We start from the raw sequence: 25,402 nt of genomic DNA on the forward strand, positions 1-25,402 counted from the left end.
CCACCCGCGGATGCAATGCACGATCGAGCGCCAGCCTGCGTTCCACGATGGCAGGTAAGATGGCGCACCTTTACCCTGCCGCGTTCACGAGCTCTTGCGAAGCCAGCGTCTTCGACACGCCTTGAACCGGCGGCCCCGGGCTTCCCCCGCGGGCTCACCATCGCAATGCGGCCGAAACGGCGGTATTTCAGGGAACGACGAATGACCCAACGCAACGTAATCAACGCCTCGGTTAGCCCCAAAGGCAGCCTGGAAACCCTCTCGCAACGCGAAGTACAGCAACTGAGCGAAGTCGGCTCCGGCAGCACGCACAAGCTGTTCCGCCAATGTGCCCTGGCGATCCTCAACACCGGCACGCGCATCGACAACGCCAAGACCATCCTCGAAGCTTACGAGGACTTCGAGGTGCGCATCCTGCAGCAGGATCGCGGCGTACGCCTGGAGCTGTTCAACGCGCCGGCCGATGCCTTCGTCGATGGCGAGATGATCGCCAGCACCCGCGAGATGCTCTTCAGCGCCCTGCGCGACATCGTCTATACCGAAAGCGAGCTGAGCAGCGCACGCATCGATCTGAGCACTTCGCAGGGCATCACCGACTATGTGTTCCACCTGCTGCGCAACGCCCGCACGCTGCGCCCTGGCATCGAGCCGAACATGGTGGTGTGCTGGGGCGGTCACTCGATCAGCACTGAGGAATACAAGTACAGCAAGCGCGTCGGCCACGAGCTGGGCCTGCGCAGCCTGGACGTCTGTACCGGCTGCGGCCCAGGTGTGATGAAGGGCCCGATGAAAGGCGCCACCATCGCCCATGCCAAGCAGCGCCGCAACGGCAGCCGCTATCTGGGGCTGACCGAGCCCGGCATCATCGCCGCCGAGGCACCGAACCCGATCGTCAACGAACTGGTCATCCTGCCGGACATCGAGAAACGCCTGGAAGCCTTCGTCCGTGTCGGTCACGGCATCATCATCTTCCCCGGCGGCGTCGGCACGGCCGAGGAATTCCTCTACCTGCTTGGCATCCTGCTGCACCCGGCCAATTGCGACGTGCCCTTTCCGGTCATCCTCACCGGCCCGAGCGATGCCGCAGACTATCTGCAGCAGCTGCACGATTTCGTCGGCGCGACCCTTGGCGAAGACGCGCAGAAGCGCTACCAGATCGTCTTCAACGACCCCACCGAAGTGGCCCGACAGATGACCGAGGGGCTGCGCGAAGTCCGTCGCTTCCGCCGCGAGCGCAACGATGCGTTCCACTTCAACTGGTTGCTGAAGATCGAGGAAGGCTTCCAGCGCCCCTTCGACCCGACCCACGAGGCCATGGCCAGCCTGCCGCTGCGCCGCGACCTGCCACCGCACGAACTCGCCGCCAATCTGCGCCGCGCGTTCTCCGGCATCGTCGCCGGCAACGTCAAGGACAAGGGCATCCGCCGCATCGAGCAGTACGGCCGTTACGAGATCCACGGCGACGCGGCGATCATGCAGCCGCTGGACAAGCTGCTGCAGGCCTTCGTCGAGCAGCACCGCATGAAGCTGCCCGGCGGCGTGCCCTACACGCCGTGCTACCGCGTGGTCAGCTGAAGCTGCCGAAAGGCCGGGCGGCAACCGCCCGGCCTTTGCTCATCCGCGATGCGGCTGCGGCGCGGCCCTGAACACCAGCGCCAGCCCCAGCAGAATCGCGCCCATCCCGAGCAGTCCGAGGCGCGACAGCTGATTGCCGAGGAACAGGTAATCCATCCCCACGGTCACCACCGGCACCAGGTAGAACAGGCTGGTGACATTGACCAGATTGCCAGTCTGGATCATGCGGTACAGCAGCAGCTGCGCCGCCACCGAGATCACCAGGCCCAGCCACAGCACCGGAATGATGAAGCCTGTCACCGCTTCCAGCTGGATCGGCTGCAACGGCACGAACGCCAGGCATAGCAGCAGGCTGACCGCGTACTGCAGCGGCATGACCTCCAGCGGGCTCTGGCGAACACGCTGCTGCAGGATCGCACCCACGGTCATGCACAGCAGCGCGCCGAGGGCGAAGAGCATCCCGGCGAGCGAGAAACGCGCCAGTACCAGACTCTGAAAGACCACCGCGGCCAGTCCGGCCAGTGCCACCAGCAATCCGAGCAGGCGCAGCGGCGAGAAGCGCCTTTCGAGGAGCAACAGGGTGAGAATCGGCTGCACGCCGAGCAGCGTCGCGATCACGCCTGGGGTCACGCCATGGGCCATGGCCTGGAAATAGCAGATCGAATAACAGCCGATCATCAGCAGCCCGGTCGCCGCCGTCTGCCAAGCAGTGCCAGGCGCTGGCCACCAGCGCCTACGGTAGAGGCCGATAAGCAGAACCGCAGTCAGCGCCAGAGCAAAGCGCACGATCAGCAGGGCGAAGGGCGTGCCGTGGTCCAGTCCCCAGCGGGTGAAGATGGCCGCACTGCCCCACAGCAGGACGAACACAGTCATGACGCCATAGGACGTCCACAACGATTTGTTGAAAGTCATCAGTGATTACCTGTCGAAGCCAAACAGGCTCCAGCGAACGCCGAAAGCGTGCGCGCACCGACCCATAAGGATCGGAAGCGAAAACCGGAGCTGCGAAGTGTGGGCGGATCAGCCCAGCGCGACCGCCTGTGGAGGTGGTGGCGCGATTGCCAGATCGGCAACGACAGAGGGAGGTGGAGCGATTGCGCACAGCCGGGCCGCACCGAGATCGGCTGGCTTCATGGGGAACAGGCTGTGAGCAGTGGAAGACATTTGGCCAAAAACCGGAAAGCTGTATACAGGTCCAAAGCTAGCAGAGCCAGGCCCGCCGGGTAAAGCGGGCCTGACGAGCAGCAGGCGAAATCAGCGCACGCCGTTTAGCCGCACTTGGAGTTGCCGCAGTTCAGACAGGTAGCGCAGCCGTCCATCTGCACCACAGCCTGGGTGTTGCACTTGTTGCACAGCTGTGCGCCGGCCGGAAAGCCTTCGCCCGGCTCGACAGCCACCGCGCCCTGGCTGGCTTCGTAGGCGGCGCGCTTTTCGGCCAGGTACTTGAGCTGGGTTTCGTCCAGCGCATGGCCTTCAAGCATGCCGATGGCGATCAGATGGCGCTCCAGCACCGCGCCGATCTCGGCCACGATCGACGGCATGTAGACGCCACCCTTCTTCAGATAGCCGCCGCGCGGGTCGAACACCGCCTTCAGCTCCTCGACGAGGAAAGTGCAGTCGCCGCCCTTGCGGAACACCGCGGACATGATGCGGGTAAGCGCAACGATCCACTGGAAGTGGTCCATGTTCTTCGAATTGATGAAGATCTCGAACGGCCGCCGTTGCTCATGCGGGGTGCCGGCGTTGAGCACGATGTCATTCACGGTAACGTACAGCGCGTGCTCGAACAGCGGCGACTTGATCTTGTAGGTCATGCCGATGAGGGTTTCCGGACGTTGCAGGCTCTCGTCCATTTCCACCACGTTGACGGCCTTGCTCGTCTTGCTCTCGGTGCTGGCCGCAGCGGCCGCGGGGCGCTCGAGGGCCTCGTCGACGACCTTGAAGCCCTTGATGCGCTGGGTGATCTTTACGGTCATTGTGCAGATTCTCCTGCCGGGCACAGCGATGGCCCGGCGCTTATACGATTGGCAGTCCGGTTCAGTACTTGCCGTAATAGCCTTCTTTGAGGGCATCGAACAGGTTGGCGGCGGTGTTCACCTCGCCGTCGTACTCGACTTCCTGGTTGCCCTTGAGCTCGACCACGCTGCCGTCCTCGAGGGTGAAGCGGTACAGCGTCTTCTCCAGATCGGACTCCTTGACCAGTACGCCCTGGAACGCCGCCGGGTTGAAGCGGAAGGTGGTGCAACCCTTGAGGCCCTGGCGCCAGGCGTAGCGGTAGATGTCCTTGAACGCCTCGAACGGATAATCGGTCGGCACGTTGGCGGTCTTGGAGATCGACGAGTCGACCCACTTCTGCGCGGCGGCCTGGATGTCCACGTGCTGGGTCGGGCTGACGTCATCGGCGGTGATGAAGTAGTCCGGCAGCTTCTCGCCCGGCTCGTCGGAACCCGGCTTGGCGCGCTCGTTGATCAGCGTGCGGTAGGCCAGCAGCTCGTAGCTGAACACCTCGATCTTCTCCTTGGCCTTGCGGCCGGGACGGATCAGGTTGCGCGAGTAGTGGTGGGCAAAGCTCGGTTCGATGCCATTGGAAGCATTGTTGGCCAGGCTCAGGCTGATGGTGCCGGTGGGCGCGATGGAGCTGTGGTGGGTGAAGCGCGCGCCCTGCTCGGCCAGCGCCTCGATCAGTTCCGGTGCGTACTCGGCGATCTTCTGCATGTAGCGTGAATACTTGGCGTGCAGCACGCGACCGGCAATCTTGTCACCGACCTTGTAACCGTCCTTGGCCATCTCCGGACGCTTGCGCAGCATCTCGGCGGTGACCTCGAAGGTCTGGCTCAGCAGCGGTGCCGCGCCCTTCTCCTTGGACAGCTCGAGCGCCTGCTCCCAGCCGACCAGCGCCATTTCACGGGCGACTTCCTCGGTGAACACGCAGGCTTCCGGGCTGCCGTAGCGCAGCTTGAGCAGCGTCAGCGTCGAGCCGAGGCCGAGGAAGCCCATGCCGTGGCGGCGCTTGCTCTCGATCTCGTGGCGCTGCTGCTCCAGCGGCAGGCCGTTGATCTCCACCACGTTATCCAGCATGCGGGTGAAGACGCGCACCACTTCGCGGTACTTGTCCCAGTCGAAGCGCGCATCGGCACCGAACGGGTCGATGACGAAGTTGGTCAGGTTGATCGAGCCCAGCAGGCACGAGCCGTACGGCGGCAGCGGCTGCTCACCGCAGGGGTTGGTGGCGCGGATCGCTTCGCACCACCAGTTGTTGTTCAGCTGGTTGACGCGGTCGATGAGGATAAAGCCCGGCTCGGCGTAGTCGTAGGTGGACACCATGATCATGTCCCACAGATGCCGCGCCTTGACCCGCCCGTAGATCTTGCAGGCGACCAGGCCGTCGTCGCGGACGATGTAGTTGTCGTGCACCGGCCATTCGCGCCAGAGCACGTGCTCGGCATCGTTCAGGTCGAGTTCGGCGGCTTCCTTGGCGTGTACCGGGAAGATCAGCGGCCACTCGCCGTCGGCGTCCACCGCCTGCATGAATTCGTCGGTGATCAGCAGGCTGAGGTTGAACTGGCGCAGCCGGCCGTCTTCGCGCTTGGCACGGATGAACTCGCGCACGTCCGGATGGCCGACCTCGAAGGTGCCCATCTGCGCGCCGCGGCGGCCGCCGGCGGAGCTGACGGTGAAGCACATCTTGTCGAAGATATCCATGAACGACAGCGGGCCGCTGGTGTGCGCGCCGGCACCCGAGACGAAGGAGCCGCGCGGGCGCAGGGTGCTGAACTCGTAGCCGATGCCGCAGCCGGCCTTGAGCGTCAGACCGGCCTCGTGGACCTTGCCGAGGATGTCGTCCATCGAGTCGGTGATCGAGCCGGAGACGGTGCAGTTGATGGTCGAGGTCGCCGGCTTGTAGTCCTGCGCGCCGGCGTTGGAGATGATCCGCCCGGCCGGGATGGCACCGTTGCGCAGCGCCCAGAGGAAGCGCTCATACCAGTGCTCGCGCTGCTTGGCCGGCTCGACATCGGCCAGGGCACGGGCGACGCGCTGCCAAGTGTCATCGACGCTCTCGTCGATCGGTGTGCCGTCCTTGCTGGTGAGCCGGTATTTCTGCGCCCAGATATCTTCGGAAGCCGCCTGCAGGGCGATGGAAGTGCTCTTGCTGTCTGCCGCGATGGGCCCGTCCGTCTTCGCCATGCGCTACGCATCCTCGTGCCGAAAGTGGGTAAACGAAAAGCTCGTACGATAGCGAATTTCCGGCCGAAGCATATGACTCTTGTCAAATTACCCGGAGCGGTGACGAACGGCGCTGACCATGTACCAAAAACGAAAAAACCCGCCGAGAGGCGGGTTCTTTCTTCAAGGGCCGATCAATTACTTGATCTTGGCTTCCTTGTAGATCACGTGCTTGCGTACGACCGGATCGAATTTCTTGATTTCGATCTTGTCGGGGGTGGTGCGCTTGTTCTTGTCGGTGGTGTAGAAGTGGCCGGTACCGGCGCTGGACACCAAACGGATCAGGTCACGCATGATTGCTCTCCTTAAACCTTTTCGCCGCGGGCGCGCAGCTCGGACAGAACGACGTCAATGCCGCGCTTGTCGATGATGCGCATGCCTTTGGCACTCAGGCGCAGACGGACGAAGCGGTTCTCCGACTCGACCCAGAAGCGATGATGCTGCAGGTTCGGCAGGAAACGACGACGGGTTTTGTTGTTTGCGTGGGAAACGTTGTTCCCGGTTACCGGACCCTTACCGGTAACTTGACAGACTCTCGACATGCCTCAGCCCTCTAAAACCACATGCCCAACCCGGCATGGGTTGGCCGCTTGAATTCACTTGTCAGTTCGGCGCTCAGCGCCACGTTTCATGGGGGTCTTACCGGCCACGTTGCGAACGAAGATACCGGGCCCCTAGAAAAGAGCGCTGCTTTATATCAGAAACCCCCCAGGGCAACAAGCGCGGATTGATATTTCCGCCCGGCTGCCTTGGACCCGAACCCCTTCGCCCGGCTCATCCGGTGGGTTGCGACCCGGCAGATCCGCCCGTCGCTTCGTACATATATATAGCTAGCGATCAGCTTGCAGCGGCGCGCGCCTCGTCACGCAGCTGCCGACGCAGCAACTTGCCGACCGCGGTCTTCGGCAGCTCGTCGCGCAGCTCGAGAAAGCTCGGCATCTTGTAGCCGGTGAGGTATCGCCGGCAATGTTCGAGCAAGGCCCGCTCATCAGCCGTATCGTCCTTGATGCTGACGAAGACCTTCACCGCCTCGCCCTTGCGCGCATCCGGCACGCCCACTGCCACGCATTCACGCACGGATGGATGCTGCATCAGCACATCCTCGATCTCGTTGGGGAACACGTTGAAGCCGGACACCAGGATCATGTCCTTCTTGCGGTCGACGATCTTCACGAAGCCATCGGCATCCAGCAGCGCGATATCGCCGGTCTTCAGCCAGCCATCGGGTGTGAGCACCTTGGCCGTCTCGTCCGGACGCTGCCAGTAGCCCTGCATGACCTGCGGGCCACGCAGCCACAGTTCGCCCGGCGTTTCCGGCGCCACGTCGTTGCCCTCGTCATCCACGGTGCGCAGTTCGGTCTCGATCAGCGCCTGGCCGATGTAGCCTTCACGGTAGGGGCTCAGCTGAGTGCCGGTTGCGACCACCGGCGACGCCTCGGTCAGCCCGAAACCTTCGCGAATCGGCGCGCCGGTCAGCGCCTGCCAGCGGCGGCCGACCTCACTGTTGAGCGGCGCGCCGCCGGACGTCGCCCACTTCAGGTGGGAGAAATCGATGCTGCGAAATTCCGGATGATTCATCAGTCCGACGAACAGCGTGTTGATGCCGCTGAGCAGGCTGAACGGATGACGCTGCATGGCACCGATGGTTTCGTCCAGATTGCGCCCGTCGCGGATGAATACGGTATGCAGGCCCATGCCCACCGAACTCAGACAGTTCGTGGCGAAAGCCATGATGTGATACAGCGGCAACGGGGCGATACGCACGTCCTTTTCCGGCTCGAGCAGACCAGGCTGGTCGAACAGCTCGATGGTCTGCAGCACGTTGGCCAGCAGGTTGCGGTGTGTGAGCATCGCCCCCTTGGACACACCGGTCGTACCGCCGGTGTACTGCAACAACGCCAGCCGGTCGAGACCTGCCTCGCGCTGCACAGGCGATCTCTGTTCGCCCAGGCGCAGCGCCTGCATGAAGCGGAGCGTTCCGTCCTCCTGGCTTTCGTAGATTGGCTGTTGCAGGTCGTCGACACTGGTCAGGATGATCTGTCGCAGCGCGGTGTCCGCCTGCACCGCACGGACCTGTGGCAACAGGCGATCGAGCACGAGGATCGCCTTGGCGCCGGAATCGTGGAACTGATGCCGGGCTTCGGCGGCGGTGTACTGCGGATTGGTGTTGACGATCACCAGCCCGGCCTTGAGCGCCCCGAACACGGCGATCGGATACTGCAAGCAGTTGGGTAGCTGTAGCGCCAGCCGGTCACCCGGTTGCAGACCCGCGTGATACCGCAGGTAGCGCGCGAAGGCGTCGGCACGACTGCCCAGCTCGGCGTACGTGAGGTGGTCGTCACCACAGGAAAATGCCGTGCGCTGCGGATGCGTCGCGCAGGCTCGAGAGAGCAGGTCATGGACGTTCTGGTAGCCGCCACGGGCGAGTTCGGCAGCCACGTAGCCTTGCGCGGAAGCGGACATCGACATTCTCCAAAATGAATTATTGTTTTACTGTGCGAAACTGGATGTCGAATCCGATAGTAGTGGAACAGTTTTTCTCCCGCAATGATCGCCAATGGCCGCACTGCCCGGCATCGGGCGATCTGCTATCGTTCGCCACCGCTGCCCACTAGCCAGACAGACCGAGACCAATGAGCGACGACATCGAAGACACCGGCACACCCAAGGATCGCAAGTTCGTCGAGGCGCTGGCCCGCGGGCTGGACGTGCTGCGTGCCTTTACCCATGGCTCGGTGGTGATGGGCAACCAGGACATCGCACGCATCACCGGGCTACCCAAGCCCACCGTGTCGCGCATGACCTACACGCTGACCAAGCTCGGCTACCTCAGCTATTCGCAGCAGCTGGAGAAGTACCAGCTCGATTCCGGCGTGCTGGCGCTCGGCTACGCCTACGTATCCAACCTGCGCGTGCGCCAGCTGGCCAAGCCGTACATGGATGAATTCGCCCGCCGCACCAACACCACGGTGGGCCTGACCTGCCGCGACCGGCTGTCGATGATCTACGTGGAAAACTGCCGCCCGGCCGAAGTCACTACCCTGCGCATGGACGCCGGCGTGCGCTTGCCGCTGGCCACCACCGCCGCCGGTCGCGCCTTTCTCGCCGCCACGCCGGAAAAGGAACGTGAACACCTGATGGCGGCGCTGGCGGCCAAGTATGGTGATGGCTGGGCCGCCATCGAAGCGTCGCTGCACGCCTCGTTCGAGGAGTTCGTACAGCACGGCTTCTGCCTGTCGCTCGGCGACTGGGACCGCAACGTGATGGCCGCCGGTGTGCCGCTGCACCTGGCCGACGGCAGCATCATGGCGCTGACCTGCGGTGCGCCATCATTCCAGCTCAGCGAGGACACCCTGAAGAACTCGCTGGCCCACCAGCTGGAAATGCTCGCCCGCGATATCGAAAGCCTCGGCGTCTGACCGTCAGGCCCTGACGCTGGCCCAGGCGATATCCGCGAGCAGCTCGCGGCAGTCGGCCAGCGCGGTACGGGAACGTCCCGCCAGCCAGTTGCGCGCCATGTCATGGCAGGGTCCGATCACCACCGCGAGAAAGCAGTCGCCGGGCATTCGCCGAAAGGCTCCGCTTTCCCGATGGCGGCGCAGAATCGCCCCAACCCGCTCGCCGTGGGTGCGATTGACCTCGCGCAGCTGCTCGCCCATCTCCCCCGCCTCGACCCGCCCGCGGTTGTGCAAGACGAAGCGCGCCCAGTCCGGGTTCGCCACCACCCAGTCGATGTAGCTGGTGACGAACAGCCGGACGCAGGCCTCGGCATCGAGCGTCTCGATCAGTCCGGCTTCCAGCAGCGCGGCGTACTCGCCGATGCCTTCCAGATACAGCGCAGCGATGATCCGCTCACGATTGCCGAAATGGTGATAGAGGCTGCCGATGCTGGCGCCGGAACGGTCGCGGATCATCTCGATGGTGGTCGCCTCCACACCGAACTCGGTGAAACAGGCGAGTGCGGCCTGAAGGATTTCCTGCTTGCGGCTACTACGGGCCATCCGGCCTCCAGTCTGGACTAGAATATTTTTCTAGAATTATCTTCTACCCTTCGTATACTGCACCGATCGCAGCAATCGCAGAAGCGCGGAGAACAACAAGATGGCGACGATACAGGTTGAAGAACGCTCCATCGACAATGGCAACGGCCATGCCCTGTCCAGCTACTGGTATCAGCCGAGCAGCGTGCCATGCGGCGTCGTGCTGATCGCGCCGGCGATGGGCGTGCCGCAGCGCTTCTACACTGACTTCGCCACCTGGCTCGCCGAGCGCGGCTATCAGGTGGTGACCTTCGATTACCTGGGCATGGGCCGCTCGCGGCGAATGCCGCTTCGCCAGTTGAACGTCGACATCCTCGACTGGGCGCGCCATGACTGCAGCGCGGTGCTCGCCGTGGCCGCTGAAGCCGCCGGCGAATTGCCGCTGTACTGGATCGGCCACAGCGTCGGCGCGCAGATTCTGCCGCTGGTCAAAGGCCATGAGCGCCTGACCCGCATCGTCACCATCGCCGCCGGCAGCGGCTACTGGCGCGAGAACAGCCCGCAGATCCGCAACAAGGCCTGGCTACTCTGGCATGGCCTGGCGCCGGTGTTGACTGCGGTGGCGGGCTACTTCCCGGGCGCTCGCATCGGGGCGGTCGGCGACCTGCCGGCCGGGGTCATTCGCCAGTGGCGGCGCTGGTGCCTGCATCCGGACTATCTGGTCGGTGTCGAAGGCGAGCCCGTGCGTCAGGCCTTCGCGGCGGTACGCACACCGCTGACCTCGCTGTCCTTCAGCGACGACGAAATGATGTCGGCGCGCAACACCGAATCCCTGCATGGCTTCTATAGCTCGGCGCCGAAGATCATGCAGCGCATCGCGCCAGCGGAAATCGGCGCCGCGCGGATCGGCCACTTCGGCTTCTTCCGTCGCGGTTTCGCCGACAACCTGTGGACGCCGCATCTGTTACCGGAGCTGATGCCGAGCCAACAACAAACGGTGGCGTGACTCCAAGCGCGTTAGTTTCGCAGAGCGGAACACTGCTAGCATATTTCGAAACATATGCAGGGGTTATTCACCTTGCCGGATGGCGGATCTCCGACAAAAGTGAGGATGGGCTGGTTACAGCCCTCCTTGCCAATGGAGCCTTGCCATGCACAACAACAATAACGGCTACCCCTCGCAAACCCGCGCCTGGGTCACGGTCGCCATCCTCATGCTCGCCTATGTGCTGTCCTTCGTCGATCGGCAGATCCTCAACCTGCTGGTCGAGCCGATCCGTCGTGATCTGGATATCACCGACACCCACATGAGCCTGCTGATGGGCTTCTCCTTCGCGGTGTTCTACACCATCTGCGGCGTGCCCATCGGGCGCCTGGCCGACCGCAAGAGCCGCCGCGGCATCATCGCCATCGGTGTGCTGGTGTGGAGCCTGATGACCGCCCTGTGCGGCACCGCGCGAACCTTCTGGCAGTTCCTCGTGTTCCGCATCGGCGTCGGTGTCGGCGAGGCGGCGCTGTCGCCTTCGGCCTATTCACTGATCGCCGACAGCTTCCCGCCCAAGCTGCGCGGCACCGCGATGAGTGTCTATTCGATGGGCATCTACATCGGCTCCGGCCTGGCCTTCCTGCTCGGCGGGCTGGTGGTCAAGTTCGCCTCGGCACAGGGCGATGTGGAGCTGCCGGTGCTCGGCATGGTGCGCCCCTGGCAGCTGATCTTCCTCGTACTTGGCGCGGCCGGCGTGCTGTTCACTGCCGTGCTCTTGCTGATCCGCGAGCCGTCACGCAAGGGCGTCGGCGCGGGCGTCGAGGTGCCACTGAGCGAGGTGGCCGGCTACATTCGCCAGAACCGCCGCACCGTGCTCTGCCACAACTTCGGCTTCGCCTGCCTGGCCTTCGCCGCCTACGGCAGTTCGGCGTGGATTCCGACCTTCTTCATCCGCACTTATGGATGGTCGGCCAGCGACGTCGGCGTGCTCTATGGCTCGGTGGTGGCGGTGGCCGGCTCGATCGGCATTATCGCCGGCGGACGGCTGTCGGACCTGCTGCACCGCCGCGGTTATCGCGACGCACCGCTGCGCGTCGGCATCATCTCCGCCGCGCTGACCCTGCCACTCAACCTCGCCTACCTGGCCGGCACCGGCGAACTGGCACTGGCGCTGATCGCCCTGCACGTCTTCACCATCGCCATGCCCTTCGGCGTCGGCCCGGCGGCGATCCAGGAGATCATGCCCAACTCCATGCGTGGCCAGGCCTCGGCGGTGTACCTGTTCGTCATCACCATGGTCGGTCTCGGCATCGGCCCGACCGCCGTGGCGCTGGGCACCGACTTCGTCTTCGGCGACGACAACGCCCTGCGCTACTCGCTATTGATCGTCACCGGCGTCGCCCTGGTCGGCGCGATGATCCTGCTCGGCATGGGCCTCAAGCACTACCGCGGCAGCCTGGATCGCTTGCAGGAGTGGAAGCCGCAGGGTGCAGCACCAGTCGAGGCACAGGCCAATCCGGCCTGAGCGGACGCGGGACCTCAGGCGTAGGGTGGATCACGCTTTATCGATCCACCGATCCACGGGTACCGACCCAACCGCGTGGATGTGAAAAGCGACATCCACCCTACGAACCCGAACCGACAGCGTAGGGTGGATCACGCTCCACCGCCCAGCCCAGCCACCGTGCCGACCCGCCGCGTGTGGTGGAAACGCGCCAACCGCCCTACCGGACTGTTCGCGTACCCGGCTTAGCACCGGAGCCAAGAAACGTCACGGATAAGTCCACTCCCACAGCACAATCACCGCAACGGTACCCACCGCCCACAAAAAACCCGCTCCTGAGAGCGGGTTCTTTATGTCTCGCGATCAACCGATCACGCCACCTGCATCAGCTTCGCATAGGCCTTCAGATGATGGTCGTCATCACCGAACTGGTGGGCGATCATCACCAGACGCTTGGCATGGTGGGCGAGGTTGTATTCCCAGGTCATGCCGATGCCGCCGTGCAGCTGTATCGCTTCCTCGGCCACCTTGCGCGCGGCGCGGGCGCAGATGTATTTGGCGGCGGCGATGATACGGCTCCGCTCGTCGTTGTCTTCGCCATCGGCAAAGGTCGCGGCGAGGATCGCCATGCTGGTGGCCTGCTCCAGTTCGGTCTGCATGTCGACCATGCGGTGCTGAAGGACCTGGAACTTGCCGATCGGCACGCCGAACTGCTTGCGCGTCTTCAGATAGTCGAGGGTCAGCTTGCAGGCTTCGTCCATGCTGCCGAGGGCATCGGCGCACTGCGCGGCGATGGCACGGCCCTGCTGGTAGCGCAGCGCCGGAAGCGCGTTGCCGATTTCGCCGAGCAGCGCATCGGCGCCGACCTGCACGTTGTCGAGGAACAAATCGCAGCCCTTGCGCCCGTCGATGGTCGGATAAACACGGCGGCTGACGCCTTGGGCGTTAGGGTCGACCAGAAACAGGCTGACGCCGGCTTCGTCGCGGCTGTCGCCAGCGGTGCGCGCGGAGACGATGATCTGCCCGGCGCTGTGCCCGCCGATCACCACGGCCTTGCGTCCGGATAGACGATAGCCGCCGTCCGCCGCCTCGGCTTTGGTCTGTACGTCGTTGAGGTTGTAGTGACTCTGCGGCTCGTCGAGCGCCACCGCCAGTTGCAGCGAACCGGCCGCCACCTGCGGCAGCAGCTCCTCTTTCTGCGCATCGCTGCCCAATTGAGTAAGCAGTCCGCCAGCGAAGATCACCGATTGCAGGTAGGGCTCCAGGGTCAGGCCGCGACCCAGTTCGGTCATCACCAGCATGGTTTCCACGCCGCCGCCACCGAAGCCGCCGATCTCCTCGTCGAACGGCACAGCTGTCAGGCCCAGCTCGCCCAGCTGCGCCCAGAACTCGGCGGAAAAGCCCAGCTCCGACTCGCTGAATTTCTCGCGCTGTTCGAACGGGTAGGCGTCGCGCACCAGACGCGCCGCGGTGTCTTGCAGCATTTGCTGCTCTTCAGTCAGTTTGAAGTCCATTGCGGTGCCCCCTTACAGCTCGAGAATCATCTTCGAGACGATGTTCTTCTGGATTTCGTTGGAGCCGCCGAAGATCGACAGCTTGCGCATGTTGAAGTAGTCACCGGCCAGCGACGCGCTGTAGTCGGCGTGCAACAGCTCGCCGTCGTAGTCCAGCTGCATCTCCTCTTCGAGGAACGGCAACGCGTAGGGGCCGATGACCTTGCGCAAGAGGTGAGTAATCGCCTGGCGAATCTCGGTGCCCTTGACCTTGAGGATCGAGGACTCCGCGCCGGGCACGCCGCCCTCCTTCGCCGCGGCGAGGATGCGCAGGGTGCTCATCTCGATGGCCATCAGCTGCATTTCCACTTCCGCGACCTGGGCGCGGAACAGCGGGTCTTCGAGCATTGGCTTGCCATCGCAGACTTCCTTCATCGCGATGCGCTTCAGATGCGCCAACACCGCCTTGGACGAGCCGATGCCGGCGAGGCCCGTGCGTTCGTGGGTCAGCAGGTACTTGGCGCAGGTCCAGCCCTGGTTTTCCTCGCCGACCAGGTTCTCCACCGGCACGCGGACGTTGTCGAAGAAGACCTCGTTGACCTCATGATCGCCGTCCAGGGTGATGATCGGCCGCACGCTGATGCCGGGGCTCTTCATGTCGATCAACAGAAAGCTGATGCCGCGCTGCTGCTGGGCCTCGGGGTCGGTGCGCACCAGGCAGAAGATCATGTTGGCGTGCTGACCAAGAGTGGTCCAGGTCTTCTGGCCGTTGACCACGTAGTGGTCGCCGTCGCGCACGGCGCGGGTCTTCAAGCTCGCCAGGTCAGAGCCGGCACCCGGCTCGGAATAGCCCTGGCACCACCAGTCCTCGCCAGAAAGAATACGCGGCAGGTAATGGTCGATCTGCTGCTGGGTGCCGAACTTGATGATCACCGGGGCGACCATGTTGACCCCAAAGGGCACGGTACGCGGCGCGCCGAAGGCCGAGCACTCCTCATCGAAGATGTGCTTCTCGACCGGGCCCCAGGTGGTGCCGCCCAGTTCCACCGGCCAGCCCGGCGCGTACCAGCCGCGCTTGACCAGAATCTGCTGCCAGCGCTCGTGATCCTGTTTGGACATGTGCTTGCCGAGCTTGACCTTGGCGGCGATGTCCGCCGGCAGCTCGCTTTTCAGGAAGGCGCGCACTTCATCGCGAAAGGCGAGCTCTTCGGCCGTGTAGTTGACGTTCATGGGAAAGTCCTCATGCTGCGTTCGGTTTGCAGGCGGGCGGCACTTATTGCCCGGCCTGCCAGTCGGTGAAGGTGCGGCCTTCGGCGGCCAGTTTTTCCAGCAGCGGCGCTGGCTTCCACCAGTCGCCGCAACGTGCGTGCAGTTCCTTGACCCGCGCCAGCACCCGGTCCAGGCCGACGCTGTCGGCATAGAACATCGGGCCACCACGGAAGGCCGGGAAGCCGTAGCCGTTCAGGTAGATGACGTCGATATCGCTGGAACGCTGGGCGATGCCCTCTTCGAGAATCTTCGCGCCTTCGTTGACCAGCGCGAAGATGCAGCGCTCGACGATGTACTGCTCGTCCAGCGCCTTTCGCTCGATGCCCTTTTCCAGCGACGCTGCCTCCAGCATAGGCGCGAGGTCGGGGTTTTCCTGCGGGGTGCGGTTGCCTGGCTCGTAGCGGTAATAGCCGGCGCCGGTCTTCTGCCCGAGCATGCCGGCGGCGCAGAGCTTGTCGGAGACGGTGGGGAAATCCAGGTGCGCCGGCAGCGTCGCGCGCTGACGCTTGCGGATCGCCTGGCCGATGTCCAGGCCCGACAGGTCACGCATGGCGAACGGTCCCATGGCCATGCCGAAGTTGCGCAGCGCAGCGTCGACCTGCTGTGGCGTGGCGCCCTCCTCCAGCAGGAACTCTGCCTCGCGGCCGTACTGGAAAACCATGCGGTTGCCGACGAAGCCATCGCAGACGCCGACCACCACCGAGACCTTCTTCAGCTGTTTGCCGATCGCCATGGCAGTGGCAAGCACTTCATCGCTGGTCTTCGCGCCGCGCACCACTTCCAGCAGGCGCATGACGTTGGCCGGGCTGAAGAAATGCAGGCCGACCACATCTTCCGGGCGCTTGGTGAAAGCCGCGATGGCGTCCAGATCAAGCGAGGAAGTGTTGGAGGCGAGAATCGCGCCGGGCTTGCAAATGGCATCCAGCTGCTCGAACACCTGCTGCTTGACGCCCATTTCCTCGAAGACCGCTTCGACCACCACGTCGGCATCAGCCAGCGCGGCGTACTCGGTCACGCCCTCGATCAGCGCGAGGCGCTGCTCCATCGCGTCTTCGGTCAGGCTGCCGCGCTTGACGCTCGCCGCGTAGGTGTCGCGGGCGCGCTGCAAGCCGCGTTGCAGCGCCTCCTCATTGATTTCCAGCAGCTTCACCGGCACGCCGGCATTGGCGAAGCTCAGCGCAATACCGACACCCATGGTGCCGCCGCCGATCACCGCGGCGGAGTTGATCGACCGCGGCTTCGTATCGGATGGCAGATCGTTGATCTTGCCCGCCTGGCGCTCGGCGAAGAATGAATGAACCAATGCACCACGCTGAGGCGAGTTCAGGCACTCGGCAAACAGCTCACGCTCGCGCTTGAGGCCTTCGGCCAGCGGCAGCTTCGTCGCAGCCTCGACCGCCGCGATGCAACGCAGCGGCGAGAACAGCCCGGGCATGCGCTTGGCCACCTCGGCATGCTTGGCGCGAATCAGCGCCTCGTTGTCGGCGCCCTCCAGGCCTTGGGTCTGCTCGCCAGTACGTCGCGGTGTGCGGCCTTCCTCGACCATGCGACGGACATAGGCCAGGCCAGCTTCCACCAGATCACCCTCGAACAGCTCGTCGACGATGTTGTGCTCGACCGCCTCGGCCGCACTGATCGGCTGGCCGCTGACGATCATCTCCAGCGCCTTCTCGACACCGGCCAGACGCGGCAGCCGCTGGGTGCCACCGGCGCCCGGCAACAAACCCAGCTTCACTTCCGGCAGGCCGACCTTGGCGTCCTTGCGCGCGATGCGGTAATGGCAGCCCAGCGCGACTTCAAGCCCGCCACCGAGCGCGGTGCCATGAATGACCGCAACGCTCGACTTGTTGCAGGCTTCGATGATTTCGATCACCTCGGGCAGGCTCGGCGCCTGCGGCGGCTTGCCGAATTCCTTGATGTCGGCCCCGGCGATAAAGGTGTTGCCCTCGCAGACCAGCGCCACCGCACGTACCTGCGGGTCCGCTTCGGCGCTCTGAAAGGCCTTCTGCAGCCCCTCACGCACCGCCTGGCCAAGGGCATTGACTGGTGGATTGTTGACCGTGATCAGCGCGATCTCGCCCTGAACTTCGAGCCGTACGACATCTGTCATGACTGGCCTCCGCTGTGTGAAATGCTGATTGGAATTGTAATTTCACGGAATCATGTTTCGCACAGCAGAATAATGGAGTCACGTTACGCGTGTCGATAGGCCTGCTGTTGGGAGCGGTTTAGCCGATGCAGAAGGCGTAATGCCCAGCAGGTGTGATGTTGCGGGTAATGGGTCCGGCGCCGGAGAGCATTATCAATCAGCGGAATAATGCCGCCAAAGCGCGCGGCGGCTTCAGCCTGGAACGGCGTGCCGCGGAGCGCGAAGCAACAGGTCGGGGTCGATGCGCAGCAAACGTACCGTACGTTCGTTGGCCAGAGAGGTAGGTTCAGTGCCTTCAGGCAGCTCCACCAGCAGGCGTGTCAGATTGAGTATCAGCGCTTCGCGGCGCAGCACACCGGCACCTAACGTGTAGTAGGCGCTGATTACCTGACGCAACTCCAATGGCAGCGCCCATTGCGCCCGCAACGCTGAGCCGAAGCCGGCCGCACGCTCGCGCAGACAGCGCTGCAGCTCTGCCTCATCGAGCGCGCCGCCGCTGTCGAGCCATTCCTGCAGGCTGCGCAACAGCGCCAGCTCACCGATGTTCTGCAGCAGTCCGGCGCTGAAGCAGAGCTCGGCATCCAGCTTCAGCTGGCGCGCCAGCCAGCTCGCCAGGCGCGCCGTGCGCAGCGCCTGGGCACTGAGCTGCGCCGCCAGCTCGGCGAGGCGAGGCTCGACCAACCGGGCGTTGTGCTGCAGGGCCAGTTCGGTGACCAGCTGCAGACTGCGCGCGGCGCCCAGCTGTCGTTGCGCCTGCGCCAGGCTCACGCAGGATGCCGCCGACGTTGCCGCACTGCTGCTGGCAACGCTGATCAGCCGGGCGCTGACCTGCGGATCGCGCGACAGCAGCTCCTCCAGCTCGGCGAAATCCTGGTCGCCGCCCTGCAAACGCTGCAACGCCGTCAGTACGCTGTCCAGCAGCGGCGCTCCACGATTATGCGGACGCATGCGTTCGAGAAAGCTGTCGAGGTCATCGACCACGGCCAGGCGCGCCGCGCCAGCGTGGCCGGCCGACCGCGGCAGCAGCTTGTCCAGCCGCTGGCGCAGGTCAGCGAGATCATAGGGTTTGCCGAGATAGGCGGCCGGCGCGAGCGGCAGCACGGTGCGCACGCTGGCGGTATCGGTACGGGCACTGATCAGCACGCAGGGCAGGCGCTGGGTCGGACCATGGCGACGCAGCTCGCGCAGCAGCTGGCGCCCGTCGAGCCCGTCCAGTTCGCCATCCACGATCAGCAGGCTGGGCGCCTGCCGCTTGCACGTCGCCAGGGCGGCATGGCCATCGGCCGCCGGTTGCACACGCATGCCGGGCCGCAGCTGGCGCACCAGCTGACAAAGTTGGTCCGCACGCCACGGTTCGTTGTAGGCGACCAGTACGAAGGAGACTTGGGCCGAGATGCTCACCGTGGTACTCGCTGGGGAGACGACTGCTACCGGATGGCAGGTCGACAATTGCAGCGCGTCGACTAACGCGACGCGCTGCGGGGGCGAGCGATTCTGACCGGAGGAGAACGCGACAGCCAGCCCCTGAGACCGACTGTCGCAGGGGGCATCAAATGCCCATGCAGAGGTACTTGATTTCCAGGTAGTCCTCGATGCCGTACTTGGAGCCCTCGCGGCCGAGGCCGGACGATTTGACCCCGCCGAATGGCGCCACCTCGGTGGAAATCAGCCCGGTGTTGATGCCGACCATGCCGTACTCCAGCGCCTCGGCGACGCGGAACACGCGGCCCAGATCGCGCGCGTAGAAGTAGGAGGCCAAGCCGAACTCGGTGTCATTAGCCTTGGCGATCGCGTCGGCCTCGTCCTTGAAGCGGAACAGCGGCGCCAGCGGGCCGAAGGTCTCTTCCTTGGCCACCTTGGCACTGTCCGGCACGTTAACCAGCACGGTCGGCTCGAAATAACTGCCGCCCAGCGCATGGGCCTGGCCACCTGCCACCAGCTGCGCGCCCTGGGCCACCGCGTCCTCGATGTGCTCGCGGACCTTGGCGGCAGCGCGATCGTCGATCAGCGGACCGAGATCGGTACCCTCCTCCAGGCCATTGCCAACCCGCAGCTTGGCCACCGCCGCCTGGAATTTCTCGGCGAAGGTGTCGTACACGCCGTCCTGCACATAGATGCGGTTGACGCAGACGCAGGTCTGCCCGGCATTGCGGTACTTGGACTGCACGGCACCCTTCACCGCCTCGTCCAGATCGGCATCGTCGAAGACAATGAACGGCGCGTTGCCGCCGAGCTCCAGCGAGACCTTCTTGATGCCCGGCGCGCACTGCTCCATCAGCTTGGCACCGACCTCGGTGGAGCCAGTGAAGGAGATCTTGCGTACCTTGGGGTTGGCGGTCAGCTCGTTGCCGATGTCGCCGGCCGAGCCAGTCACCACGCTGAGCACGCCCTTGGGAATGCCGGCGCGCTCGGCCAACTCGACCATCGCCAGCGCCGAGAACGGCGTCTGCGAAGCGGGCTTGATCACCATGGTGCAGCCGGCTGCGAGCGCGGGGCCGGCCTTGCGGGTGATCATCGCCGCCGGGAAATTCCACGGTGTGATCGCCGCGGTCACGCCGATCGGCTGCTTGATGACGATGATGCGTTTGTCTTTCTGGTGCCCGGGAATGGTGTCGCCGTAGATGCGCTTGGCTTCCTCGGCGAACCACTCGATGAACGAGGCAGCGTAGGCGATCTCGCCCTTGGCTTCGGCCAGCGGCTTGCCCTGCTCCAGCGTCATCAGGCGGCCGAGGTCGTCCTGGTTCTCCATCAGCAGCTCGAACCAGCGACGCAGCTTCTGCGAACGCTCCTTGGCGGTCAGATCACGCCAGGCCGGCAGCGCCCGCTCGGCGGCATCGATGGCGCGGCGGGTTTCCGCGGCGCCCATCTTCGGCACCGTGCCGAGCGTCTCGCCGGTGGCCGGGTTGTTCACGCTGATGGTCTGGCCGCTGTCGGCATCGACCCAGGCGCCATCGATATAGGCCTGCTGACGGAACAGAGCGGTGTCTTTGAGTTGCATGGCAGTCTCCTCGGGCATCGTAGCGGCAGGCCCGCTGCGGAAAGTTTGGCTGATACGACGCTCATCTGAACCGTCCTTCGCCGCCCGGTTCCTGTCGCCGCATTGCACTGCGAACGACCATGCTAGGACCGCAGCCACCGGCCCGGCAAGTTCATGGCGCTTGGCGTTGTCGCGCCATTGACCAGCCTGATGCCTGCGCGGCCTGTCACGCCTTGTTACCCAAACCCTGCTACTGGCCGGGGTATAGTTGCGCGCGAGCGGCCTCGGCCGCCGATAACCAAGGATCGATAAGGAGTTACCGTGAAAGCATTGATGACAGGCGCCGTGGCCGCCGTCCTGCTGGCCAGCACTGCCGTCCAGGCGCAGATGAAACCGGAAGAGATGGTCGAAACCCGCCAGGCCGGCTACCAGTTCATGTCGTGGAACATGGGCAAGATCAAGGCCCAGGTAATCGACGGCAAGGAGCCCTACGATCAGGCCAAGGTGGCTGCGGCCGCCAATGCCATCGCCGCGATCGCCAACTCCGGCATGGGCAGCCTGTACAGCCCGGACACCACCACCGAGCAGCTGGGCAAGGCGACTCGCCTGAAGCCTGAGTTCTTCCAGAACCTCGACGAAGCCGGGCAGATCGGTCGCAGCTTCACCGCCGCCGCCAACCAGCTCGCCAAGGTCGCCGCAGAAGGCGATCAGGCCGCGATCAAGAAGGCCTTCGGCGATGTCGGCGGCAGCTGCAAGTCCTGCCATGACAAGTTCCGCGCCGACTGATCAGGCGCAGCCAGCCGACACCTGCCGGTCGGCTGGCTTACCAGTCCAGGCTGGGCGCCACCGCCGCCGGCTCAGGCCGCAGCCAATCCCCCACCGCCTGCACGCCCCAGACGCAAGCCGCACCCAGAGCGATCGCCAGAACCGCCGAGGGCAGCGAGCCACCCCGCGCATCCTGCTGGGACGGATGCTCGCGCTGCGTCCGTCCCGCGATCATCGCCCGCACCAGTGGCCGGCGCATCACCAGCGTGTAATAGATGATGGCTGCGATGTGCATGCCGATCAGCACCAGCAGCAGCCACTTCGCCTGCCGATGCAGGCCGCTCAGCGCGCTGCCGGTCTCGCTGCTGATCAACGCATGGAGCGGGCCCTGAAAGGCGATGTCATCGGTTGCCATCAATCCGCTGGTCACCTGAAAGGTCACCAGCAGCAGCATGGCCAGCACCGAGAACGCGCCGAGCGGATTGTGCCCGGCTTCGCGCCAGTTGCCCTGTAGATAGTCCTTCACACCAACCGTGGCAGCGAAGATCCGCGACCAGCGGGCGTACGTCGAACCGACGAAGCCCCAGATCAGGCGGAACACCAGCAGCCCCAGTACCAGCAGGCCGAGCCGGCCATGCCAGGGCATCAGACTGCCGCCGACCCAGCCCGTGACGATGGCCGCGATAACCGCCCCGGCGAACAGCCAGTGAAACAGCCGCAGCGGCGCGTCCCAGAGTTTGATATGGCCCGACATCTCCATCCCCTCGCCATCCGAACACCCACGGCCCCCGGCCGCGACACGCAAGGGTACCAGCCGGCCCGGTGACAGGCAGCTGCGAAAAAGCCGCACCTGGGCGTATCCGCCCGGCCGCACCAGCATGGACGCCCGTCAACGACATGCGTATGATTGCGCCCCGCAACGCATCCGTAGCTCAGCTGGATAGAGTACTGCCCTCCGAAGGCAGGGGTCGTGGGTTCGAATCCCGCCGGATGCGCCATATATAGTCGTTTCGAGTTCCGCTCGAAGCGCTTCGCAAAAGCCCGCTCGCTGCGGGCTTTTGCGTTTCTGCAGGTACGTCAGCGATCAGCGGATCACCTGCCAGCAACGGTCGGCCGGCGCAAGGCAAACCTGCCGCGCGGCGTCACCGAGCCGCCTCAACCTGACCTCACGCTCGTTTTAGACGCATCCGTCGGGTGTTCTGTGAACCCGTTCACCGAGCCCGCACGACAACTGAACTTCAATGCCTCGCTCAGGTCGCGCCATGCGCACCTTGCCCCCACACACGACTTCAAGGAGGAAATCGCGTGCCCGTGCGCTATTACGCCCTCGTTTCGCTCATCGCCGCCGCGCTGCTCGCCGGTTGCACCGGCAACTACAAATTCGACGATGACCACTATCGCCCGCTGGGTGATCCGCAAGCCTTGAATCGCGGCAAGTAACCGCAAGGAGCGACACGACCATGGAACTGGTCTTCGATATGGTGGGCGCCCAGCAATTCGTGCCCGGGCTGCTGACCACCAAAACCTTCAAGCAGGCCGGCGGCGTGATCGGCCGGGCCGAAGGCTGCGATTGGGTGATCCCCGACCGCAAGCGCGTCCTCTCCGGCCGTCACGCCGTGATCAGCTACCGCGACGGCGGCTTCTTTCTCACCGATACCAGCAGTAACGGCATCCAGCTCAAGGACAGCGGCGCCAGCCTGGTCAAGGGCCAGCCGCAGCGCATCGAACATGGCAGCGTCTACTGCCTGGGCGACTTCGAGATCCGCGCCCGGCTGATCCAGGACCCGGCCTTGTTCGAAGGCGACATCGGCCGCCCGCAACCGGCCGGCACCATCATCCCCGACGATGCCTTCCTCGACCTCGATCCACTGGTCGCCATGGATCAGCAGGAGCGCATCTATGCCGAAGTCGACGACCTCGACCTGACGCTGGTGGCACCGCAACGCCAGGCCCAGCAGCGCGACTACGCCCGCATCGACACCGAAAGCCTGCCGCTGCCGGAGCTGGTCATGCCGCCGGTGGCAACCGAATCCAAGCGCGAACCGGAGCCTGAACGCCTGCCTCCCGGCTTCTGGCAGCGCTTCGGCGACGCGCTGGGTGTCGATCTCAAGGATATGGACGAGGACCAGCGTCAGGCGCTGGCACTGAATGCCGCCCGCCTGTTCAAGCAAAGCATCGGCGGTCTGCAGCAGAGCCTGCGCACCCGCAGCGAGCTGAAGAACGAGCTGCGCCTGGCGCTGACCACGGTGCAGAGCGCCGGCAACAACCCACTCAAGCACAGCGCCGATGCGGGCGAGGCCATGAGCGCCCTGCTGCGCGCTAGCAAGCCCGGCCAACTGCCGGCCGAACAGGCCGTCGGTCGCGCCTTCCGCGACCTGCAGGCGCATCAGGTGGCACTGCTGGCCGCCAGCCGCGCAGCGGTGCAGGCGATGTTCGAACAACTGGCCCCGGAGCAGCTGGCGCTGCGTTTCGAACGCGAAGGCCGCAAACCGCTGCTCGCCACCGCCGGCAGTCGCTGGCGCGCCTACCGCCGTCTGCATCACAGCCTCGGCCAGGACGCCGACTGGAGCGAACGGCTGTTCGCCCGCGATTTCGCCAAGACCTATGAGGAGCAGGTGCGCCTGATCGCCACGCTCGATTCAACCCATCAAGGATGATCCCATGCCTCGTCGCATCACCCTGGCCATGCTGGCCTCGCTGCTCGTGCTGGGCGGCTGCTCAGCACTGTCGCCGTACTCCAAGCTGACCAAGCTGGACCTCGAGCTGCACGGCAGCGACCGTCTCAACCCCGACCTCAACGGCCGGCCTTCGCCGATCGTGCTGCGCCTGCTGGAGCTCAAGCATCCGGTGGCGTTCGAAAACGGCGACTTCTTCGCCCTCTACCAGCGGCCCAAGGAAGCCCTGGCACCGGACCGGGTGACCTCCGAGGAACTGGAGCTGCGCCCCGGCGAGAGCCGCGAGCTGAAGCTGTCGGTGCAGGACGGCAGCCGCTACGTCGGCGTGCTGGCGGCCTACCGCGACCTGCCGGAAGCCAGCTGGCGCTACGTCATCGCCGTACCGCCGCAAGAGCGCACCCGCGTCGCCCTGAGCCTGGACGAGCGCGGCATCGCGCTGTTCGACCCGCTCGCCGAAGAAGGACAATAAGCATGAGCCTGCACAAGGTTGTCTGGCAGGAAGGCATGCTGCTGCGTCCGCAGCACTTCCAGCAGAGCGATCGCTACTACGATCACCAACTCAAGGCGCGCACCCAGAAGCTGGGCAGCTATGCCTGGGGGTTCTTCAACCTGGAGATTGACCGCCAGTTCCTCAACATGGGCAAGCTGGTGCTCAGCCAGGCCAGCGGCATCCTCCCGGACGGTACGCTGTTCGAGCTGGGCAGCGAGCGCGAGCCACTGGCGCTGGACATCCCGCCGAACACCGGCAGCACACCGGTCTATCTCGCGCTGCCGCTGGTCACCGGCAACCACATCGAAACCCGCCGGCCCGAACAGAAGGACGTGCTGGCGCGTTATACCGCCCATGAGCTGGACGTCGCCGACTCCAATGCCGGCGACAGCAGCACCAGCCAGGTCAGCACCGGACTGCCGGATTTCCGCCTGCTGCTGGGCGAGCAGCAGAGCGACCAGGCCTATGTGAAGCTGCAGCTGTGCGAGGTGCTAGACACCACGCCGGACGGGGTCATCAGCCTCGACCCCGAGTTCATTCCCACCTACGTCAACTTCCAGGCTTCCGGCTATCTATTGTCGTGCCTGAAGGAAGTGATCAGCATGCTCGCCCACCGCGGCGATACCCTCGCCGAGCGCATCAGCGCCACCGGCAAGGTGGGTGGCGCCGAGGTCGGCGACTTCATGATGCTGCAGCTGATCAACCGTCACGAACCGGTGCTGCGCCACTACCTGGGCGTGGAGCAGGTGCATCCGGAGCAGATCTACCGCGACCTGCTTGGCCTGCTCGGCGAGCTGGCGACCTTCTCCAGCGAGAGCAAGCGCCCGCGCCTGGATGGCCGTTACCAGCACAGCGACCAGGGCGCGAGCTTCCGCAAGCTGATGGACGCGATTCGCCAGGTGTTGTCGATGGTGCTCGAACAGCACGCCATCGAGCTGCTGCTGCAGCAGCGTCAGTACGGCATCCAGGTATCGCCGCTGCATGACCACAAGCTGCTCGGCACGGCGTCCTTCGTGCTCGCCGCCAGCGCCCAGTGCGATTCGGAAACCCTGCGCACGCGGCTGCCGGCGCACTTGAAGATCGGCCCGGTGGAGCGTATCCGCCAGCTGGTCAACCTGCATCTGCCGGGCATCCGCCTCAAGCCGCTGCCGGTGGCGCCGCGGCAAATCCCCTTCCATGCCGGCAAAACCTATTTCGCCCTGGAGCTCAGCGCCGAGGACCAGGCGCAGCTGGAGCGCTCCGGCGGCTTTGCCTTCCATGTGTCCGGTGACTTCACCGGGCTCGAACTGAAATTCTGGGCGGTCAGGGACTGAGCG

At 64.7% G+C, this 25,402-nt stretch carries 22 protein-coding genes and 1 tRNA gene; 10 read left to right on the forward strand and 13 right to left on the reverse strand.

Annotation, left to right across the window (positions count from 1 at the left end; translation table 11 throughout):
- The first annotated feature begins 201 nt into the window (after positions 1–201).
- On the forward strand, positions 202–1,575 hold the full coding sequence (gene ppnN, locus BHD08_RS17700) for a nucleotide 5'-monophosphate nucleosidase PpnN (RefSeq protein ID WP_125023881.1): 1,374 nt from the start codon (positions 202–204) through the stop codon (positions 1,573–1,575).
- Between the two features lie 39 nt (positions 1,576–1,614).
- Here the strand turns inward: ppnN and BHD08_RS17705 are convergent, their stop codons facing one another.
- From BHD08_RS17705 to BHD08_RS17730, 6 genes are all read right to left on the reverse strand, one after another.
- On the reverse strand, positions 1,615–2,487 hold the full coding sequence (locus BHD08_RS17705; RefSeq protein WP_125023883.1) for a DMT family transporter: 873 nt from the start codon (positions 2,485–2,487) through the stop codon (positions 1,615–1,617).
- 356 nt (positions 2,488–2,843) lie between these two features.
- Positions 2,844–3,551, reverse strand: coding sequence for an NrdJb (locus BHD08_RS17710; RefSeq protein WP_125023885.1), 708 nt, complete (start codon positions 3,549–3,551; stop codon positions 2,844–2,846).
- A gap of 61 nt (positions 3,552–3,612) precedes the next feature.
- Positions 3,613–5,760, reverse strand: a complete 2,148-nt coding sequence (locus BHD08_RS17715) for an adenosylcobalamin-dependent ribonucleoside-diphosphate reductase (RefSeq protein WP_125023887.1) — start codon at positions 5,758–5,760, stop codon at positions 3,613–3,615.
- Between the two features lie 177 nt (positions 5,761–5,937).
- Positions 5,938–6,093 carry a 50S ribosomal protein L33 gene (gene rpmG / locus BHD08_RS17720; RefSeq protein WP_003284185.1) on the reverse strand — a complete coding sequence of 52 codons (156 nt, stop codon included), beginning with the start codon at positions 6,091–6,093 and terminating at the stop codon, positions 5,938–5,940.
- A gap of 11 nt (positions 6,094–6,104) precedes the next feature.
- Positions 6,105–6,341, reverse strand: coding sequence for a 50S ribosomal protein L28 (gene rpmB, locus BHD08_RS17725; protein WP_015278852.1), 237 nt, complete (start codon positions 6,339–6,341; stop codon positions 6,105–6,107).
- Positions 6,342–6,636: 295 nt separating this feature from the next.
- Positions 6,637–8,262: an AMP-binding protein gene (locus tag BHD08_RS17730; RefSeq protein WP_125023889.1), complete on the reverse strand. Its 1,626-nt coding sequence runs from the start codon at positions 8,260–8,262 to the stop codon at positions 6,637–6,639.
- A 170-nt stretch (positions 8,263–8,432) separates the two neighbouring features.
- On the opposite strand from BHD08_RS17730, the gene BHD08_RS17735 reads away from it, so the two are divergent.
- A complete protein-coding gene (locus tag BHD08_RS17735; RefSeq protein ID WP_015278854.1) occupies positions 8,433–9,218 on the forward strand; it encodes an IclR family transcriptional regulator in 786 nt (261 codons plus the stop codon).
- Positions 9,219–9,221: 3 nt separating this feature from the next.
- Here BHD08_RS17735 and BHD08_RS17740 read toward each other — a convergent pair whose 3' ends face one another.
- A complete protein-coding gene (locus BHD08_RS17740; RefSeq protein WP_015278855.1) occupies positions 9,222–9,800 on the reverse strand; it encodes a TetR/AcrR family transcriptional regulator in 579 nt (192 codons plus the stop codon).
- 100 nt (positions 9,801–9,900) lie between these two features.
- Here BHD08_RS17740 and BHD08_RS17745 point away from each other — a divergent pair, with 100 nt between their 5' ends.
- Positions 9,901–10,785 carry an alpha/beta fold hydrolase gene (locus BHD08_RS17745; RefSeq protein WP_125023891.1) on the forward strand — a complete coding sequence of 295 codons (885 nt, stop codon included), beginning with the start codon at positions 9,901–9,903 and terminating at the stop codon, positions 10,783–10,785.
- Between the two features lie 145 nt (positions 10,786–10,930).
- Complete coding sequence (locus BHD08_RS17750) at positions 10,931–12,289, forward strand: MFS transporter (protein ID WP_015278857.1); 1,359 nt, start codon at positions 10,931–10,933, stop codon at positions 12,287–12,289.
- Positions 12,290–12,639: 350 nt separating this feature from the next.
- On the opposite strand, the gene BHD08_RS17755 is transcribed toward BHD08_RS17750, so the two are convergent.
- From BHD08_RS17755 to gabD, 5 genes are all read right to left on the reverse strand, one after another.
- Positions 12,640–13,782, reverse strand: coding sequence for an acyl-CoA dehydrogenase family protein (locus BHD08_RS17755; RefSeq protein WP_125023893.1), 1,143 nt, complete (start codon positions 13,780–13,782; stop codon positions 12,640–12,642).
- Between the two features lie 12 nt (positions 13,783–13,794).
- Positions 13,795–14,991, reverse strand: coding sequence for an acyl-CoA dehydrogenase family protein (locus BHD08_RS17760; RefSeq protein WP_015278859.1), 1,197 nt, complete (start codon positions 14,989–14,991; stop codon positions 13,795–13,797).
- A gap of 43 nt (positions 14,992–15,034) precedes the next feature.
- Positions 15,035–17,140 carry a 3-hydroxyacyl-CoA dehydrogenase NAD-binding domain-containing protein gene (locus tag BHD08_RS17765; protein WP_015278860.1) on the reverse strand — a complete coding sequence of 702 codons (2,106 nt, stop codon included), beginning with the start codon at positions 17,138–17,140 and terminating at the stop codon, positions 15,035–15,037.
- 231 nt (positions 17,141–17,371) lie between these two features.
- Positions 17,372–18,580, reverse strand: a complete 1,209-nt coding sequence (locus BHD08_RS17770; protein ID WP_015278861.1) for an HDOD domain-containing protein — start codon at positions 18,578–18,580, stop codon at positions 17,372–17,374.
- A 148-nt stretch (positions 18,581–18,728) separates the two neighbouring features.
- Positions 18,729–20,177, reverse strand: coding sequence for an NADP-dependent succinate-semialdehyde dehydrogenase (gene gabD / locus BHD08_RS17775; protein ID WP_125023895.1), 1,449 nt, complete (start codon positions 20,175–20,177; stop codon positions 18,729–18,731).
- A 312-nt stretch (positions 20,178–20,489) separates the two neighbouring features.
- Here gabD and BHD08_RS17780 point away from each other — a divergent pair, with 312 nt between their 5' ends.
- A complete protein-coding gene (locus tag BHD08_RS17780) occupies positions 20,490–20,942 on the forward strand; it encodes a cytochrome c (protein WP_125024068.1) in 453 nt (150 codons plus the stop codon).
- Between the two features lie 37 nt (positions 20,943–20,979).
- Here BHD08_RS17780 and BHD08_RS17785 read toward each other — a convergent pair whose 3' ends face one another.
- On the reverse strand, positions 20,980–21,681 hold the full coding sequence (locus BHD08_RS17785) for a cytochrome b/b6 domain-containing protein (RefSeq protein WP_125023898.1): 702 nt from the start codon (positions 21,679–21,681) through the stop codon (positions 20,980–20,982).
- A 161-nt stretch (positions 21,682–21,842) separates the two neighbouring features.
- Here BHD08_RS17785 and BHD08_RS17790 point away from each other — a divergent pair.
- The 5 genes from BHD08_RS17790 (at position 21,843) to tssK (ending at position 25,399) form a co-directional block, all read left to right on the forward strand.
- Positions 21,843–21,919: transfer RNA gene (locus tag BHD08_RS17790), tRNA-Arg, on the forward strand.
- 340 nt (positions 21,920–22,259) lie between these two features.
- Complete coding sequence (locus BHD08_RS17795; protein WP_373278835.1) at positions 22,260–22,361, forward strand: type VI secretion protein; 102 nt, start codon at positions 22,260–22,262, stop codon at positions 22,359–22,361.
- Between the two features lie 20 nt (positions 22,362–22,381).
- Positions 22,382–23,578, forward strand: coding sequence for a type VI secretion system-associated FHA domain protein TagH (gene tagH, locus BHD08_RS17800; RefSeq protein WP_125023900.1), 1,197 nt, complete (start codon positions 22,382–22,384; stop codon positions 23,576–23,578).
- Between the two features lie 4 nt (positions 23,579–23,582).
- Positions 23,583–24,065: a type VI secretion system lipoprotein TssJ gene (gene tssJ / locus BHD08_RS17805; RefSeq protein WP_125023902.1), complete on the forward strand. Its 483-nt coding sequence runs from the start codon at positions 23,583–23,585 to the stop codon at positions 24,063–24,065.
- A gap of 2 nt (positions 24,066–24,067) precedes the next feature.
- Complete coding sequence (gene tssK / locus BHD08_RS17810) at positions 24,068–25,399, forward strand: type VI secretion system baseplate subunit TssK (RefSeq protein WP_125023904.1); 1,332 nt, start codon at positions 24,068–24,070, stop codon at positions 25,397–25,399.
- Positions 25,400–25,402: the final 3 nt, after the last annotated feature.

It is taken from the genome of Pseudomonas sp. SCT, from assembly GCF_003864275.1.
In the GTDB taxonomy this organism is placed as follows: Bacteria; Pseudomonadota; Gammaproteobacteria; order Pseudomonadales; family Pseudomonadaceae; genus Stutzerimonas; species Stutzerimonas stutzeri_AE.